This is a genomic window from Pedobacter sp. BS3, from assembly GCF_008274585.1.
In the GTDB taxonomy this organism is placed as follows: Bacteria; Bacteroidota; Bacteroidia; order Sphingobacteriales; family Sphingobacteriaceae; genus Hufsiella_A.
Map to the genome: position 1 here is coordinate 45,733 of NZ_VTRT01000006.1, position 17,232 is coordinate 62,964.

Annotated in this window: 10 protein-coding genes; 4 read left to right on the plus strand and 6 right to left on the minus strand. The window is 45.8% G+C overall.

What is annotated here, in order from left to right:
• Positions 1-82: 82 nt before the first annotated feature.
• From FW774_RS15330 to FW774_RS15355, 6 genes are all read right to left on the minus strand, one after another.
• Positions 83-2,047 (minus strand): OmpA family protein, encoded by a 1,965-nt coding sequence (locus tag FW774_RS15330; RefSeq protein ID WP_187774919.1) that lies wholly within the window; start codon positions 2,045-2,047, stop codon positions 83-85.
• 31 nt (positions 2,048-2,078) lie between these two features.
• Positions 2,079-3,077: a PorP/SprF family type IX secretion system membrane protein gene (locus FW774_RS15335; protein ID WP_149349091.1), complete on the minus strand. Its 999-nt coding sequence runs from the start codon at positions 3,075-3,077 to the stop codon at positions 2,079-2,081.
• A 3-nt stretch (positions 3,078-3,080) separates the two neighbouring features.
• Positions 3,081-7,733, minus strand: a complete 4,653-nt coding sequence (locus FW774_RS20465) for a PKD domain-containing protein (RefSeq protein WP_187774920.1) — start codon at positions 7,731-7,733, stop codon at positions 3,081-3,083.
• A gap of 330 nt (positions 7,734-8,063) precedes the next feature.
• Positions 8,064-9,344: a T9SS type A sorting domain-containing protein gene (locus tag FW774_RS15345; protein WP_149349092.1), complete on the minus strand. Its 1,281-nt coding sequence runs from the start codon at positions 9,342-9,344 to the stop codon at positions 8,064-8,066.
• Between the two features lie 82 nt (positions 9,345-9,426).
• Complete coding sequence (locus FW774_RS15350) at positions 9,427-10,509, minus strand: T9SS type A sorting domain-containing protein (protein ID WP_149349093.1); 1,083 nt, start codon at positions 10,507-10,509, stop codon at positions 9,427-9,429.
• Between the two features lie 19 nt (positions 10,510-10,528).
• On the minus strand, positions 10,529-12,475 hold the full coding sequence (locus FW774_RS15355; protein ID WP_149349094.1) for a T9SS type A sorting domain-containing protein: 1,947 nt from the start codon (positions 12,473-12,475) through the stop codon (positions 10,529-10,531).
• Between the two features lie 668 nt (positions 12,476-13,143).
• Between FW774_RS15355 and purH the strand changes: the two genes are divergently transcribed.
• From purH to FW774_RS15375, 4 genes are all read left to right on the plus strand, one after another.
• A complete protein-coding gene (gene purH, locus FW774_RS15360) occupies positions 13,144-14,670 on the plus strand; it encodes a bifunctional phosphoribosylaminoimidazolecarboxamide formyltransferase/IMP cyclohydrolase (protein ID WP_149349095.1) in 1,527 nt (508 codons plus the stop codon).
• Between the two features lie 105 nt (positions 14,671-14,775).
• Positions 14,776-15,798, plus strand: coding sequence for a rod shape-determining protein (locus FW774_RS15365; RefSeq protein WP_149349096.1), 1,023 nt, complete (start codon positions 14,776-14,778; stop codon positions 15,796-15,798).
• Between the two features lie 89 nt (positions 15,799-15,887).
• Positions 15,888-16,724, plus strand: coding sequence for a rod shape-determining protein MreC (gene mreC / locus FW774_RS15370; RefSeq protein WP_149349097.1), 837 nt, complete (start codon positions 15,888-15,890; stop codon positions 16,722-16,724).
• A complete protein-coding gene (locus FW774_RS15375; RefSeq protein WP_149349098.1) occupies positions 16,717-17,232 on the plus strand; it encodes a rod shape-determining protein MreD in 516 nt (171 codons plus the stop codon). Before mreC ends, FW774_RS15375 begins: the two co-directional genes overlap by 8 nt.

Consider the following 17,232-nt stretch of genomic DNA (forward strand, 5'->3'; position numbering starts at 1 on the left):
TGATGCCGGATTTTAAATCCGGAGTGATAGCCACCGGGATTTGTAATCCCGGTGAGCGGAGCTGAATAGGCTGACCTGTATCCTATTTATTTTTCAATAACAATATCCTGAACTCGACCCTTCTGTCTTTCGCATCATCACCCGTGGTACAACATTTACCTTTCCCTGTTGCCTGAAGCCGTGCCGCGGATATTCCTTTTTGAAGGAGATAGTCCTTACAGGCTTCTGCACGCTCTCCACTTAGCTTCAGGTTATATTTTACGCTTCCTGTTTTATCGGTATATCCGGTTATTTCCAGTCCCAGCATACGTTCACGGTTTAACAATGCCGCAATAGAATCCAACGCATCAACCGTTTCAGGAAGCAATTGGTATTTATTAAAATCAAAGTACACTTTCAGCTCTTCCGGGTTACCTGCGGACGGTTCGGCTAATACCAGGCTCAACGTACCGGCATAAAGCGTATCAGCCTCTGTATCTAATGGTTTGTTGATGCTTAATGTGCCTGTACGGTACGCATCTTTGGAAGCGCTTAACTGCAACGGTATGAACTCCTCCAATTCAAACAGGTATTTGCCGTCAGCACCGGTCCGCTTCGCGGTGCCGGGATTGCCGTTTCCGGTTAATTGAATCGATACGCCCTCCAGGGGCTGCTGTGTCCGGCTATCGGCGATAATGCCGGTTATGTATTTTTTCTCCTGTTTGCTCACAGAGAACAGCTCCAGGCAGCAGGCTGATGACCGGTCTGAACTGATCACCGCATCCTTCAGCAACGCCCTGTCTTCACTGTTGAAAAAGTACAGATCGTCCTTACTGGAGTTAACGGGGTAACCCAGGTTCTGAGGTTCCTGCCAGCCTGAATCAAAAGCGCCTTTGCTGCTGTAAAGATCGAAGCCGCCCATGCCTACCCGGCCGTTCGAGGCAAAAACCAGCGTGCCGGTTTTCTGCTGATAAAACGGCGATTGCTCATCTTCTGAGCTGTTGACATAACCGCCAAAATTTACAGCTTCTCCTGGTTCGCCACCGGCCGTTAACGGCACATACCACAGATCAAGCTTTCCCTTCCCTCCGGGCCTGTCAGACGAAAACAGCAGGTACTTTCCGTCATTTGTGATAAAAGGCTGCTGCGAGCTGTAGCCCTCAACATTTACCTGTTCGTTCAATTTCACAGGTTCTGTCCAGCTACTTTCTTTCTTTTCGCTGACGTAGATTGCCGCCAGATTATGTCCTTCTTTTTTTACCCAGCGGGTCAGGTATAGCCTGTTGCCATCGGCACTGATACAGGCTACGCCCTGTTCTGCCCCGGCAGCTGCCGGGATATCCAGTTTTTCAGGCTTACCGGGCATTTCACCGGTTTGTGCCGTATACAGTGCATTGCGAAAAGGGTTCGAGTTCTTACCGGATAAGCTATCGGGACGTGTTGATGTAAATAGCCAGGCATTATTATTCCATGAGGCAGCATAGCTTGCCCCCTCAGCATTTACCGGCGCAGGCATACGGCTTACCGTGTACAGGCGGGCATCACTACGCTTTAACTGCTGCATAATGAACCGGCAGTTATTCAACTCTTTTTCTGCCTGGGCCGCATACTGGCTTTTACCGGATTTCAGGTATTTTTCAAACTGCTGCTGTGCTACGGCATATTTGCCATTAGCACGTAGTGATACACCATACCAGTAAAGTGCATCGGGATACTCGTCTGCCCCTGTTTTCAATACTTCGGCATACCATTTCTCTGCATTCGGATAATCATTGAGCAAACGGTAGCATTCTGCCAGGCGATACGTAATTGCCAACGATGATTGCTGCGCTTTTTTTCCGGTTTCTTTCTGCACCACGTAGGGCTTCGCTGTGCGTCCCTGCAAAGGCTGATCTTTTCCGAGATATTTCTCATAATATGCCGCCGCAGAATAATAATCGCCTTTGGTAAAATAATTATCGGCGCTCTTTTTATAATCATACACATACTGTCCGTATGATGCTGTAGCGCTTATCATACAAATCAGGACGGTTAATAAGCTAATGTGATTAAAAGATAAGTTTCTCATGTTAAATTCGTTAATGTGTGCGCTCATCCTGTTAAAGTCTCGGACATATAAAATGCTTCTCGCCAAGTGTTTTTGACCGCCTGATGATGTACGATAATGACACTTCCATGCTGTTGGCATTCGAAATGTATTTTCTCAGATCTGAGTTATTGACATCATAGCTTACACCAATAACCAGGTTTTTGATGTTCAGTCCGGCAAATGGCACAATAGCGTCCTGGAAACGGTAGTTCGCTCCTAACAATATGTCGGTGTTGGCTGGTCCGTTCATTTCCACATAGCCTCCCACCATCTTTTCTTCGGCATTGCCCTGGCGCAGGTAGAGCGCATTGGGAACTATGCTTATAAATCCGGACAGATTCAGCTTTACCCCGCCATGCAACGTGTATCGTATGGGAAGCTTCTGTTTCGATGAACCGCTTGTAAAGCTGTCTTCGGGGCGGGTTAAGTGCGATGCTGAAAAGCCCAGGAACACATTGGCTTTTTTACCGGGATCAGCATCGTAATACACGGCGCCTGCACCAATATCCAGCATAGACGATGACAGATCCTGAAAACCATCCAGCGAGCCTGTAGTCGGATCATAACCAACGGCTGAATTCCACTGATCGCCGAACTGGAATTTGGATGAATCGAATTTACGGCTGATCACGCCGGCCTGGATTCCGAAAACCAGCCGTTTATACCCTTCGGCATCAAATTTTAAACCGGAATAGGATGCCGATGCGTTGGCGGTTAAGTAACGGTAACCTGTACCGGAGGTCTGCTGCATCACACCTACGCCAAAATTCAGGTTTTTGCTGGTTACCATATCGGCCGAAAGGCCTGCTGTTGAAAAACCGTCGGCAATGTTGTTCCACTGGTTACGGTACACGCCTGAAATACGGAAATCGCCATCGAAAGCACCCGTGAGTGCCGGGTTAAGCCACGAGGGATAAATGTAATATTGCGACAGGTGCGGGTCTATCTGTGCCGTTGCAGAAAAAATGCCGGCTACAAGAAAAACAATAATATAAGTGATCTTCTTCATGATTTAACGGATTAGGTTGACTGCGCCTTTTTTAGTGATTGTTTTTCCATCCTGCAGGGTTACCGACACTACGTAGATATATACTCCCACAGGCTGTTGCTCGCCCTTGTAGGTTCCATCCCATCCTTTATCTTTTTCGGTAGTGCTGAATATCATTTGTCCCCACTGGTTAAATACTTTCATGCTGATGCTTTGTATGTAATTGCTGTAAACTTTTAGCTCATCGTTTTTACCATCGCCATTGGGAGTAAAGGTGTTAGGCACATAGACATCCAGTTCGGGCAGGTCGGTTTTAGCCGTCAGCGGTTCTGACAAGCTTTGACACACGCCTTCGCCTGTAGCCTTCACGATCAGCGTTACTACCTGGTTGGTATTCAGTCCGGTTATGGTATGGGTGGTTGATGCCGGCCCTGAGCTTGGGTCTGTAAAGGTTACTCCATTATCGGTTGATACCTGGTAGCTGTTTGCTCCTGGCACAGCGTCCCACTTAAAGGTGATACTGTTGATGGTAGCTTCTGATGTAACTACCGGGGTTGGCAACACAGAAACAAGAATATGATCGGTAAACGTGCTCTGGCAGCCGGATGCGGTTTCGAGCGTGAGTTTAACTTCATAATTACCGGGCGTATTGTAAATATGCGATTGTACCGGACTGCTACTGCCGGTAATTATTACATCGTCGCCTTCGCCAAAATTCCAGGTCCATTTAACCGGTGCGCCTGCAGTAACGTTGGTTACTCTTGACGGTGATGCATTGAAGTTAACCGTTCCGCCAAAGCAGATAGCCTTACCCGGAGCATCAACGGCATATTCTGCCGTAACCTCGCCGGAGAAATCTACCTGTATACTTTTTGAAGAAACGATACCCGCACTGTTGGTGGTAGTTAACTTAACGGTATATACAGACCCGTTGCTTTTGTTGTAGGTATGTGCGGGCGGATTCTGCAGATCGGATGTGCTGTTATCGCCAAAATCCCATGCCCACTTTACAATGGAGGTGCCTGCCATAGCCTGCGTGGTGTTGGCAAAGTTTACAACAGGGTTGCCGCAGTTGGTGGCATAATCTAACTTGATATCGTCATGTCCGGCTACAATGGTTATTTTTTGCAGGTCTTCACCGGTACAGTCCCCGGCAAAGGTTCCTACCGCCTTGGCATTGATGGTATAGTTACCATCTTCGCTAAAAGTATATTTCACCGGCGAATTGTATACGTAAAATGTACGGCCGTCAATAACAACAGTTCCCTCGTATTTGGCTTTACCGGTGCCGTTGTCTATAGCACCGTTCTGAGCGCCTGCGGGACTGATTCGGGCATCGTTACCGGTATCCCAAACAATATTATCTACTAAAAACGGGTTATACGGAAGTGCTATCCGTAAGGTGGTCGGCGTACCCTTGGCCGCTTTTACTGATGCGCTCGAGGTATCGGACGCGGCAGCGTTAACCGCCATTTTTACCGACGACAGGTTTTTAATGGTTGTACCAGCATTGTAACCATAGCTTTCACCATCGCCTACGCCATATGCGATGGCATTAAATCCAACTGTTGATGACAGGGTGTGCTGTGCCCCGGTTTCTACCCAAAAGGTGGCAACTGCGTAACTGGCATCCTGCGGATGCGGCTTGAACGCCTCGCTCATGGGTATTAGGGTAGTGCTGGCAGAAAATGCGATACAATCGCGGTTACTACCATCCTGGGGACAGATATCGGTGCTTATAATACCAATATCGGCCACATCCTTACCGTCTAATTTAAAGCTGGCGACTCCCTCCTTGGGAATAACTACATTAATAAAACTGGCACAATTGCCTATAGTTCCGTCAGGCAGGGCAGGTTTTACTTTTGGCGAAGCGCTGGTACCTCTAAAACTGGCCGAATAAACGGTAGCATCGGTAATGGATTGCTGTACCGGGCTCAGGATGATCATTTCAGGATCGCCGTTGCCTACACTGCCCTGGGCTGTAGCACAGCTTGCCGCCGTGATAAACTGGCTCACATTGATCGGGCGGTCACTTTCAATCAGCAAGGGATCTTTTGATGAGTATTCGTAGTACAGGTTATTTACCAGCGTACCGGCATCCAATACGGTTCCGTTTACTTTTACCTGGGTAGCAGCATCCTGTATGTAAATGCGGAAATAATTATACTCCATGGTGCGGGTGGGCGCAGTAAGGTATTTTGTGCCCCAGGCCACCGACGGGAACATCTGCTGAATCAGGTGGTCTGAACCGGAGGAGGCGCTGCACCCTTCAGAGTTGACCAACACACGCCCGTTACCGCCAAATACGGCTATTTTTTTATCGCAGGTGGTTTTTACCACTGTGCCGCTCAGATCAAGCCCAAACTTACCCGGCCCATATCCTCCCATTGCATTGAATACCTCACCTTTATTCAGCATAACACTGTAGGTTCCGCCGGCAGTATAAGCCGTATTGGTTGAAGTGGTTGTATTTGAATTAAACAACGAAGCGCTGCTGGCATCCAGGATAGGCTGGGTGGGTGTAAAGGTTACCAGCGTATTATCTTCATTGGCAATAACAAAGAAAAATGAATTGGGATTACTGTTATTACTTGTACCGCCATAAGCCTGCACGGTATAGCTGGAACTCCAGGTATTGGTTGGAAAGATCATGGCTCCGGCAGCTGAGTTGGAGTTGGTATAGGTATGCAGGAAAACACTTACCGGGACCTCATTATCGCTGTATACATGAACAGCTTTTTTACTTACTCCTGTAGAGAACAGCCGTGAGTCGGGCATATTGGAAGGATTGGTGTTATTGGAAGGATCGCCTGTTGGGAAATCGGTAAATTCATGTACACTGTTTGCCGGAATGGTCACCGTTTGTGAATATCCTCCATTGGGCAGCTCGACATGAACGGTTGCTTCCTGGGCGCCTGTAGTTACATAAACCGACATTTTTGCCTCGCCGGAAGCACCTGCCTTCTCATTCATTTTTTCCTGGTAACCAAAGCCCAGCCAGAAATCAGTTCCTTTGTTTGAAAGCTCACTCTGCACCACACGCCCCAATAGCTTTATCTTATCTGCATCATCAGCGGCAACGCCTCCGCCTGTGTATGTTATTTCACCTGAAAACGCACCATACCTGCCGGTGGGTAACTGTACATAAACGGGTACATCCTCCACCTTACCGTTGGTGTAGGAAAGAGTTACAGACGGCGCAAAACCGCTATTAGGATCAGTTGATACTAAAAAGCCGCCTGATGCATTCACTGTAATCGTACCCGCAGCCGGCGAAAGGTTCAATCCTGCAGATGACAACGTATAGCTCATTACGGCCGGTTCAGCATTGTAATAATTTTCGCCAAAATCAAGGGTATCTTTGCTTACAAGCAAGATCGGAGCAGGGATTGCCGTAGTAAATTCTACCTCATTTCCATAGCTCGTACCGGTTGAGTTAATGGCGTAGGCCCTAACATAATATCTGGTATCGGGACTTAGACCGTTCATTAAACCGCTAAAGGATAGTAAATCATCATTTATAATGAGCTTACCGGTATTAGAACCCAGGCTGGGACTTCCAACCGTATTCCACACCAGGCCCTTTTCAGTTATCGGTAAACCGCCATCATCTGTTACGGTACCGCCACCGGTAGCTTTGGTCGAACGGATGTTGCTTATTGCCTGTGTAGTAATGGTTGGTTCGGCAAGCGCCTGTGTGGTTTGTGTATTGGGATTATTTGCAGCTGTTGATGTCAAAAACGAGGATTGATTATCAGGGCCATTGTATTCAAAAACCTGCACAGTATAGGTGGCAGATGGATTTAGATTAGTAAGTGTTACTGAATTGCCGGAACCTTTATACACACAATAATAACCGGATGTACCCAGTTGGGTTCCTGCAGGATTACCATTATTCCAATCGGCACTGGCGGTATACATTTCATTATCTGCAGGCCCGGTAGTTGTGCCTGTACCCTGTTTAACAAACACCGCCCGGTTACTGCCATTACCGTTCACCCAGTTTACCGTTAAGCCATACCGGCCCACATTGGTAAAGCTGACGTTGCTGGCTTGTATCGTTGGTACCGGATATACTGCCGGAGTTAATACAATAGAGGTAACATTAATATTTCCCGAAAACGTTAACCGCATATATGTTCCGGCCGATACAATAGCGGCCGGAGTTACAACTATTGCTCCACAATTGGCAGCGCCACCTGTACCTATACCTCCGGTAGCTGTGTAAGCCGCACTGGCATAACTTCCGTTAAGATTAGCAGAGGTGTTAATAGCAAATGCCGAGAATGTCCGGTTACTGCCTGTACCATTACCCCGTACGGTAATGGTTGCAATATCCATGTCGGCCTTAAAAATAAAAAGGCTGCTGCCCGTACCTGCCGATACATTAAATCCGTCACAATTGGCACTCCCGGTATCAAACGTCATAGTAGAACCGCTTGTACTCCGGTAATATGTTCCAATACCTGTTTTAGTATATCCTGTACCTGAAGGGGTTGCCGGTACTGCACTGACCCCGGAAAAATCAAAGGTGACCTGTGCCCATACCGGTTGGATAACCATACAGGCAACTATACTTAATACGAACCGGTATGGACGCTTTGTTGGCGCTTTGTAAATGGCAAACCTTCCGGAAAAAGATTTGAAAAAACAGCTTAAACGTTTCATTCTCATTTTTTTATGTATCCCTTAACGGATACGTTATTCTGCTTGTCGTAACTGGTATAAAAACATTGTTCAATTGACCCATTGAAATTCCATCCCGGCCGAAAGCTCCCCCACAGGCCGGCGCATTCAGTCCTGATACATTTCCCCTTGTTTCAGAAACCATGATGAAGACTAACCAATTTCTAAAGAATCATCATTTGTTCTGCGACAGCCAAAAGCTCCCGGTTTACGGGATGGAAGTTTCAATAGTTGAGAGCAGGCAACATGCCCGTCCCTGTATTGCTGCATTCGCTCAACTTAGTGCAGCAATTATTCCGTTCTGTTTATTGCGGCATATTATTTTTTATAAAACTTAACTGATGACTTTTCCCCGTTATTTTCAAACCGTACCAGGTACATACCGGGGTTTAAGGCTGTAATATCCAAAGCTGATTCGCTGGTTCCGGACTCAACTGCTGCTTTTAAAACCGTTGCCCCTTTCAGGCTGATAACCTTTAACACCGACCCGGCCGTTGCTGCAGCATGGCTTACCGTTAATTTACCCGAAGCTGGATTAGGATAGACTGTTAGTTGTGCCGCAGCCGATAGATTGTATTTTACCGGCACTGCGTTACTGTACTCCACGCTACCATCGGCATCAACCATTTTTAAACGGTAGTAATAGGTACCGTTTGCGGTTACGCCGTTATCTGTAGCCATATAGTTTAGAGTTTTGCTGCTATTGCCGGCAGCTTTTACTTCGCTTATTTTAACAAATGCACTGTTCTCTTCCCGGCGTTCTATCTCAAACCTGTCGGTATTTACTTCTGATGCCGTTGACCAGGCCAAACGAACACCTTGCGCCTGTGCTGAACCGGTAAAGGAGAGGAGCTTGATGGGAAGGGGATCACCATCATCAGGTGGCGGTGTGATCCAGGCGGCCATAGATGCTACCCTTAATGTCTGGCCAAGCCCCAATTGAACCCTGCCAGTTGATGATCCACTAGCTTCATCTGCTTTATTATTAGCCGCCCAATAATAAATCCTTCTGTACATTCTGAGGGACTTTGTTCCGGAAGGAGGCGTAAGATGAAGTTTTGTCCAGTTGCCATTAGTTGCAGGAAAAAAATCTGTTTCTTCTCCACCTATTACGCTGTTTAGATCAAACGGAAGCTTATCTGAATATACCACTCCCCCTTTTGCGGCATTAGCAGTCGTACTATTTGAGCTACCGGTAAACTCAATTTCAAGTGTGCCGCCTACACTATTATTTGTTAAATCAATTTCAATATATTTACCCGTACCACCTAATTCATAATGTGATATTTTGTTGTTAGAAGGGCTACAAATCTGCGCTTGCTTAGCAGCATCTCCATTATTTAGAAATATTACTTCTTTTGTTGTTCCGGAATTAAAAGTTGTAGCTGTTGTGGCCCATGCAAGAGGATAAGTATCAGTTTCATAATTATACCCCATAAAAGCATCCTGTGCATAAGCCGAGAGCATACACATAAGTAATCCACAACAATAAAACAGAAAGCATAACATCTTTTTTCCAATGCACATGTAGGTCAATAACTGTTTGTGCAGGTACACTTTTGCTTCAAAAGCACCAACATCGAGTAACATTCTTTTCATAATTTATTCGTTTTAGGTTACACAATTGGGTTAACAGGCAGACGAATAAGAGGGGCGCCGCACCACAGCGCCCGCTCAGGAACTACTGTTTGAGGAATTTAACAGAAGATTTTCCGTTGCCATTATCAAATACCAGCAGGTAATATCCCGGCGTCAGTCCCGCGGTACTTGTGGTTGCCTGGGCCGAGCCTTGCGCTACATTCAGCGTTGATACTGTTTTACCGTTTAAGGTAAGTACTTTCAGTTCGGCACCGGCGTTAGCTGTTGGATAGTTTACGGTGATATTTTCGCCGGCAGGGTTAGGATATACGGCCAGGCTGGCATCCGCCACATTATTTACCGACCTTATCTCCTTATAGTAGATATAGGCCCCGTCTTTATCGGTTTGTTTCAACCGGTAATAATTAACCCCCGCAGCCGGATTATTATCGGTATAGCTATATGTATGTATACCACTTGTATTTTGCGCAGGTACACTACCTGTAGCAGCAAAGCTTTTACCATCCAGGCTGCGTTCTATGGTAAAGTCTTTGGTATTTACCTCGTTGGTGGTAGACCAGCTCAATTTTACCTGTTTGGCAAAACCGGCGGTTAAAGCAGCATTGAATGACAGGAAGTCGAGGGGAAGCGGCGTCATACTGGTAACGCTCACATTATCAAGATAACCATCCGAAGTATGATCCATGGTTATTTTTATACGCTTTACGCTGGCGTTGTTAATAGCAACAGTTACTGTATTACCTGATGTTCCACAAGCTCCGGTTGATACCTGAGGAGTAGCCACCCAACTTGCGTCGCTGGCATCGGTAACATCCGATGTGGAGTAATATACTGTAAACTTCCTAGTTTGCCCCTTACCTTCAGTAAAGGTAACCGATGCAACTCCGTTTGAAAAATAGGGCAAAATAACATAACTACCTACTCCTTGCAACATCTTCAAAGCTTTAGGGTTAGTTGCTGCATCCGGACACGTAGCCCCTTGCCGGGACAATTGATAAACTATCCATGTTCCAGAGCTTGTTATATTCACCGGCGTCGCACTTGTATAAGTAGAACTACTAACATCGCTAGTGCCAAAATCTTCTGTAAAATAAGTGTCCTGTGCTTTTAGTTCCGTAATAAGACCTATTACAAGGGCTGCACAAAAAAGTAATTTAGTTTTCATAACATTTAATTTTAGGGGGTTAATTAATTTGTTGTTTTATAAATTGTATGGTTTGTTTTTCTGTTCCGGTGTACACCTGTAGGATATAGGTTCCGGCCGCCAGGGCAGAAACATCTATACTGGTTTGATGAGTACCCGCTGCAAGCGGTTGTACCCGTTGCACGCTACCGTTTACCGTCCTTATTTTTACAATGGCATTTTTACCTGCAATTGGGTAGTTTATGGTTAGCTGCCCGTTTACAGGATTTGGATAAACCAACAGCAGTGCTTTATTTTTAACGTTTGCCTCGATCACTTTACCGTAAATAAAGCTGCCATCGGTATCGGTTATTTTCAGGCGGTAATAGGCTGTTCCTGCCACCGGGTGACTATCGGTAAACTGGTAATGGTTTGTTCCTGCTGTATTTTGAGCCTGGATTTGTCCTATAGAAGTAAATTCCTTTCCATCGGCACTGCGTTCAACAGTAAAACGTTGTGTGTTACGTTCGGCGGCGGTGATCCATTTCAACGTAACGGCATCCTGCAAACCGTTGTTTACCGCAGCAGTAAACGAAACCAGGTTTAACGGAAGAATAGTATTATTGGGACCAATGGCATTCAGGTAAACTTCCAGCATGGTATAGCCGTCGACATTAATGGTATTCCGGTCGGCGGCATCATTGGGGTTTAAACCGTGGCTGATCTCCCAGTCATCGGGCATACCGTCATTATCGGTATCGGCCGGCGCCGCAGTACTGTTTAAAACCGGCCAGCCGCCCACATCGGTCTGACTGTCTATAAGGCCGGGTCTACCGGTAAGAGATCCATTAACGGTTACTGTTCCCGTTTCTACTTCGTTCATGATACGGGTATCCACGGCATCCCGTTTCGGATAAATGGCTCCGGCATTGGCCAATACCGAGGCATAAGCGTCCTGTGCTGTCTGAAGAGTTATGCCATCATTGGTAAAGGCGGTGTTAACTTTTACCTGGGCTTCGGTTGCACCGGTTTTATAGCTTACGCCTGCCCAGTTATTAGCTGTTACGGTTGTGCTTCCATCGATATAATTGCCGGCAATATAAAACTGCCCATACCCTGGCGCTGCCAGGCTATTATCAAAATAAACTTCCAGCAGACGTGATCTTTTACTGGAGGCTGTTCCCGGGCCGGCCTTGTAATAGTTATTCACCATATCGTAGTGCCCGTTTTCGCCGCCATAGCTACTGTTATCGCCCCAATTGTACACTACATTGTTGCTGTAATTAAGCAAATCGGCTCCAAAACCACTGGCTTCTATACCAGCCCGCGGGCCGCCATTAAACCGGGGCGACCTGCTTAGGTGACAGGCTAACAGATTATGGTGAAATGTTGCATTAGTACCGCCCCAGATAGCTCCGTAACCATGAATGCCTTTATCGTGGCCGGAATCGTTCAGGCTTTCGGCAAGTATGCACCACTGCATGGTAAAATTCTTGTTATTGTAAAATGATGATGTTTCATCTATAGACCAGCTCATAGAGCAATGATCAATAATGATATTCTGATGATCCCTGCCCCATAATGCATCTGATTGGTCATCATATTTGTCTCCAAGGCGAAAACGCATGTACCGGATAATGACATTATCGGCGGCTATATTCATTTCATAATCCTGGATACAGATGCCATCGCCGGGCGCTGTCTGACCTGCTATGGTCACGTTTCCATTCTTAATCTGAAGCTTTTTGGTTAATTTTATATTACCTGAAACCTCGAAAACAATGGTGCGTGTCCCGGTAGCCTCTATAGCTTTACGTAAGCTGCCATCGCCCGAATCGTTCAGGTTAGTTACTTTAATTACTGTTCCACCCCGGCCTCCGGTGGTGTTCTTTCCGAACCCTTCAGCTCCGGGAAAGGCAAGCTGCTGAGCTTTGCCGTTCAGACCCGGAATTAAGAGTAAGAACAGGGAAAGACTTCTCCTAATATAAAGCGTATAATTTCCAATCATACGATTGTGATCTATTTCGGATATAGGTATATTATACCTGACCCAGGTTTATAATTATTTTTTTTCCTGCCAGCACAAAGACATGTGGGGAAATCGTCTATGCAACAAGCAGGTTTTATCCGTATGGTTAGTCTAATCTTTAACCAATGTTATATAGTTTTTTATTAAAATTCCAGCATTTGCCCATATTTTTTTGTGCAATCGATGCCGGGAACGATTGCATAGAAACTATTACGGGAATAAAGTTTTTACCCACGCTCATTTTACCGTCATTGGCGACTGAATAATAAACTTACCAGGCATTTACGCAATCGATGCCGGGAACGATTGCGTGATTTTTTACAGGCTCAAAAAAGCCGACCTGGTGAAACCTCGATATTAAAATCTGAATTACTCAATTTGCTTCCGTCTTTGTTATTTGCTTTAAACCTTCTACTTTCCGCCTTTCCTGTTTCCAGCATCTGTGTTCCTGCTTGGCCACCCTCCAAAAGCGTCCCTCACCCAAAGGCAAAGGGTAGGATTTTGCTCTTGTCTTGGTTCCTGATCCGTTGCTCTTGTTTCTACTTCCGGTCTTTCCCCGCTTCCGGACTATACCTGTGAACTATCAACTATAAGCTAACAAACTTTTCCAAAAAACTGCTATCTTTGCGGCTTCAAAAATAAAATCCATGAGCCATCCCGTAAAGATAAAAAACGCCTTAATTTCAGTCTATTATAAAGACAACCTGGAACCACTAATTCATCAGTTGAACAGCCTCGGAGTTACTTTTTACTCTACCGGAGGAACAGAAAAGTTTATCCGCGAATTAGGTTATGAAGTTGTGGCCGTAGAAGACCTTACGGGATATCCCTCTATTTTGGGCGGCAGGGTAAAAACATTGCATCCCAAAGTATTCGGCGGTATTCTGTCACGCCGGGAACTGGCAGGCGATAAAGAGCAGACCGAACAGTACGAAATTCCCGAAATCGATTTGGTTATTGTGGATCTATACCCGTTTGAGGAAACCGTAAAATCTGGAGCCGGCGAAGCCGACATTATTGAGAAAATAGATATTGGCGGTATCTCCCTGATTCGTGCCGCAGCCAAAAACTTTAACGATGTGGTCATTGTCGCATCCAAAGATGATTATACCACGCTGCTGGATATCCTGAAAGAAAATTCAGGCTATACAACGCTGGATCAGCGCAGGGATTTTGCCCGCAAAGCTTTCAACATTTCATCACATTACGATACGGCCATCTTTAATTACTTTAACCAGGACGATGCCCTGCCGGTGTTCAAACAAAGCCAGCAACAGGTGCAGCCTTTACGTTATGGCGAAAATCCACACCAGAAAGGCTTTTTCTACGGCGATCTGGATAATATGTTTACCAAGCTGAACGGTAAAGAGCTCTCTTACAATAACCTGGTAGATGTTGATGCCGCCGTGGCGCTGATCGATGAGTTTACCGAACCAACGTTTGCTATACTGAAACATACCAATGCCTGTGGTGTGGCATCACGTACAAATTTATTGCAGGCATGGACAGATGCCCTGTCCTGCGACCCGGTTTCGGCTTTTGGCGGTGTAATTATCTGCAACGGCGAAATTGACGCCGCTACAGCAGCCGAGATCAACAAGCTGTTTTTTGAAGTGCTGATTGCACCATCATACTCGCAGGAAGCGCTCAGCATACTTACCGAAAAGAAAAACCGTATTATCCTGGTTCGCAAAGACGTAGAGCTGCCTAAAAAGCAATTCAAAACCCTGTTAAACGGCGTTATTGAGCAGGATAAAGACCATACTATCGAAGGTCCGGAACAAATGTCGGCAGTTACCAACCGCAAGCCCGATGAGCAGGAACTGGCCGATTTATACTTTGCCAATAAAATTGTAAAGCATACCAAATCAAACACCATCGTGCTGGTAAAAGGCGGTCAGCTGCTGGCCAGCGGAGTAGGGCAAACCTCGCGTGTTGACGCGTTGAAGCAAGCCATTATCAAGGCCAAAGAATTTGGTTTCAGCCTGCACGGTTCGGTCATGGCTTCCGATGCCTTTTTCCCGTTCCCCGATTGTGTTGAGATTGCAGCCGGGGCCGGTATTACAGCCGTATTGCAGCCGGGTGGCTCTATCAAAGACCAGCTTTCAATTGATAAGGCCAATGAAAAGGGCATCAGCATGGTAATGACGGGCGTGAGGCATTTTAAACATTAACAGATAGCGTCAAAAAATAAATACATTAAAGTTTTTCAGGCAGTAATACTATTGAAAAAAAGGCGTTAACTTTGCATACTTTTTAAAACACTTAATCACATTTTAATGGGTTTATTTAACTGGTTTACACAGGAAATAGCAATAGATTTGGGTACCGCAAACACCCTCATTATACATAACGATAAAGTAGTAGTTGACGAACCTTCGATAGTAGCCTTTGACCGTACCACCAACAAAGTAATTGCTATTGGCCGGCAAGCCATGCAGATGGAAGGCAAAACACACGAGAACATTCGTACCGTACGTCCGCTGAAAGACGGCGTAATTGCCGATTTTAATGCTGCCGAGCACATGATACGCGGCATGATCAAAATGATCAATAACGGTAAAGGCTGGTTTTTCCCATCGTTGCGGATGGTGATCTGCATACCGTCGGGCATTACCGAGGTTGAAAAACGTGCCGTACGCGATTCGGCCGAAATTGCCGGAGCCAAAGAAGTTTACCTGATCCATGAGCCGATGGCCGCCGCTGTAGGTATCGGTATAGATGTGGAAGAACCGATGGGTAACATGATCATCGATATCGGTGGCGGTACCACCGAAATTGCGGTTATCGCCTTGTCCGGTATCGTGTGTGATCAGTCTATCCGGGTTGCCGGCGATAACTTTGACAGCGATATTGTACAATATATCCGCCGTCAGCACAACATCATGATCGGTGAGCGTACCGCCGAAAAGATCAAAATTGAAGTAGGTGCGGCCCTGCCCGAACTTACCGATCCTCCGGCAGATTTTGCGGTTCAGGGACGGGATTTAATGACCGGTGTGCCTAAACAAATTACCGTATCGTACACAGAAATTGCCCATTGCCTGGATAAATCCATCTCAAAAATTGAAGAAGCTATTTTAAAGGCGCTGGAAATTACGCCTCCGGAGCTTTCGGCAGATATTTATCAAACCGGTATTTATTTAACCGGCGGCGGCGCCCTGTTACGCGGACTGGATAAACGGGTGGCAGCTAAAACAAAACTGCCGGTACACGTAGCCGAAGACCCGTTGCGGGCCGTGGTACGCGGAACTGGTATAGCCCTTAAAAATATAGGGAATTATAAATTTTTAATGCAGTAATTCAGGTGTTAGATATTAGATATCAGACATGAGATAATACTTATGAAGTCTCATATCTTACATCTTACATCTCATATCTCTCAAGAAATATGCGCAACCTATGGATATTCATCAGTAAGTACAACGCATTTTTTCTTTTTGTGATATTCTTTGTCACGGCGCTCATCCTCACCATAAAAAATAATTCATACCAGCGGGCAAGTGTTTTAAACTCATCCAACCAGGTTATCGGCGAAGCATACCGGAATGTGAATGCCTTTAAAAGCTATTTGAGGCTTGGTGCTGTTAACGATAGCCTGGCACGCGAAAATGCCCGGCTGCGCAACCAGCTAAAAAGCTCGTTTTATAACGATAGCATTGCCGGTAACAGCGTAAAAGACACCTTATACAAGCAGCAATACACCTACATTGTTGCCCGTGTGGTTAACAATTCCATTCACCAGAAAAATAATTACATTACTATTAACCGGGGCAAGCGGCAGGGCGTACAAAAAGGGATGGGTGTGATCTGTGGCACGGGCGTGGTTGGAATTGTGCTGAATGTATCCGATAATTTCGCGTCGGTGCGTACCATTTTGCACAGCGAAACAAAGATCAGCGCCAGCATTGCCGGTACGGGAGCTTTTGGTTCCCTGGTGTGGGGCGATAATAATTATGACCCGCAAAAAGCCGTTTTAGAAGATATCCCCAATCATATTACGGTAAAGCCCGGCGCTCAGATAGTAACGTCAGGATATTCGCTCTTCCCGGCGGGATTGCCCATTGGTAAAGTGATAAAAACCGGTGTAATTGGCGGTAATAATTTCCTGAATATCGAAGTAAAGCTCAGTACCGATTTTGCTACGCTGGAGTACGTGTATGTGGTTAATAATTTATTTTCTACTGAACAGGCTCAGTTAGAAGAAAGCAATAAAAAAGATGAGTAGAGTTATTTTAGCTAACCTGGTACGATTCTTCCTGTTGGTGTTCATACAGGTTTTCCTGCTCAAAAATATCGGGTATTACAACCTTGCTACTCCGTTTATATACATCTTGTTTATTATGCGGCTGCCGTTTGATACGCCGAACTGGCTGCTGTTTTTGCTGGCCTTTTGTACCGGGCTTACCGTCGACGCTTTTTACGATACAACCGGTATTAATGCGGCAGCCTGCTCTGTGCTGGCCTGGGTAAGGGTAATGTTTATCAGCGTAACCGTTCAGCGTGACGGCTTTGACAATGAGCCGGAGCCCAGCCTGGGCATTATGGGTTTCCGCTGGTTTTTTCTTTACACCATCATATTAGCGCTTTTTCATCATATAACCTTATTTTTATTAGAAACATTTCATGTTGATGAAATACAATACACACTCATGCGTATTCTGTTTAGCTGGTTGCTAACCGTGTTTTTAATAATGGTGTATGAATTTATATTTTATAAAAAGAAAGAGCGTTAA

Coding starts and splice junctions, on each gene's coding strand:
- FW774_RS20465 (WP_187774920.1), bottom strand. CDS start 7,733: ATGAGAATGAAACGTTTAAGCTGTTTTTTCAAATCTTTTTCCGGAAGG.
- FW774_RS15365 (WP_149349096.1), top strand. CDS start 14,776: ATGGGTTTATTTAACTGGTTTACACAGGAAATAGCAATAGATTTGGGT.
- FW774_RS15335 (WP_149349091.1), bottom strand. CDS start 3,077: ATGAAGAAGATCACTTATATTATTGTTTTTCTTGTAGCCGGCATTTTT.
- mreC (WP_149349097.1), top strand. CDS start 15,888: ATGCGCAACCTATGGATATTCATCAGTAAGTACAACGCATTTTTTCTT.
- FW774_RS15330 (WP_187774919.1), bottom strand. CDS start 2,047: ATGAGAAACTTATCTTTTAATCACATTAGCTTATTAACCGTCCTGATT.
- FW774_RS15355 (WP_149349094.1), bottom strand. CDS start 12,475: ATGATTGGAAATTATACGCTTTATATTAGGAGAAGTCTTTCCCTGTTC.
- FW774_RS15375 (WP_149349098.1), top strand. CDS start 16,717: ATGAGTAGAGTTATTTTAGCTAACCTGGTACGATTCTTCCTGTTGGTG.
- purH (WP_149349095.1), top strand. CDS start 13,144: ATGAGCCATCCCGTAAAGATAAAAAACGCCTTAATTTCAGTCTATTAT.
- FW774_RS15350 (WP_149349093.1), bottom strand. CDS start 10,509: ATGAAAACTAAATTACTTTTTTGTGCAGCCCTTGTAATAGGTCTTATT.
- FW774_RS15345 (WP_149349092.1), bottom strand. CDS start 9,344: ATGAAAAGAATGTTACTCGATGTTGGTGCTTTTGAAGCAAAAGTGTAC.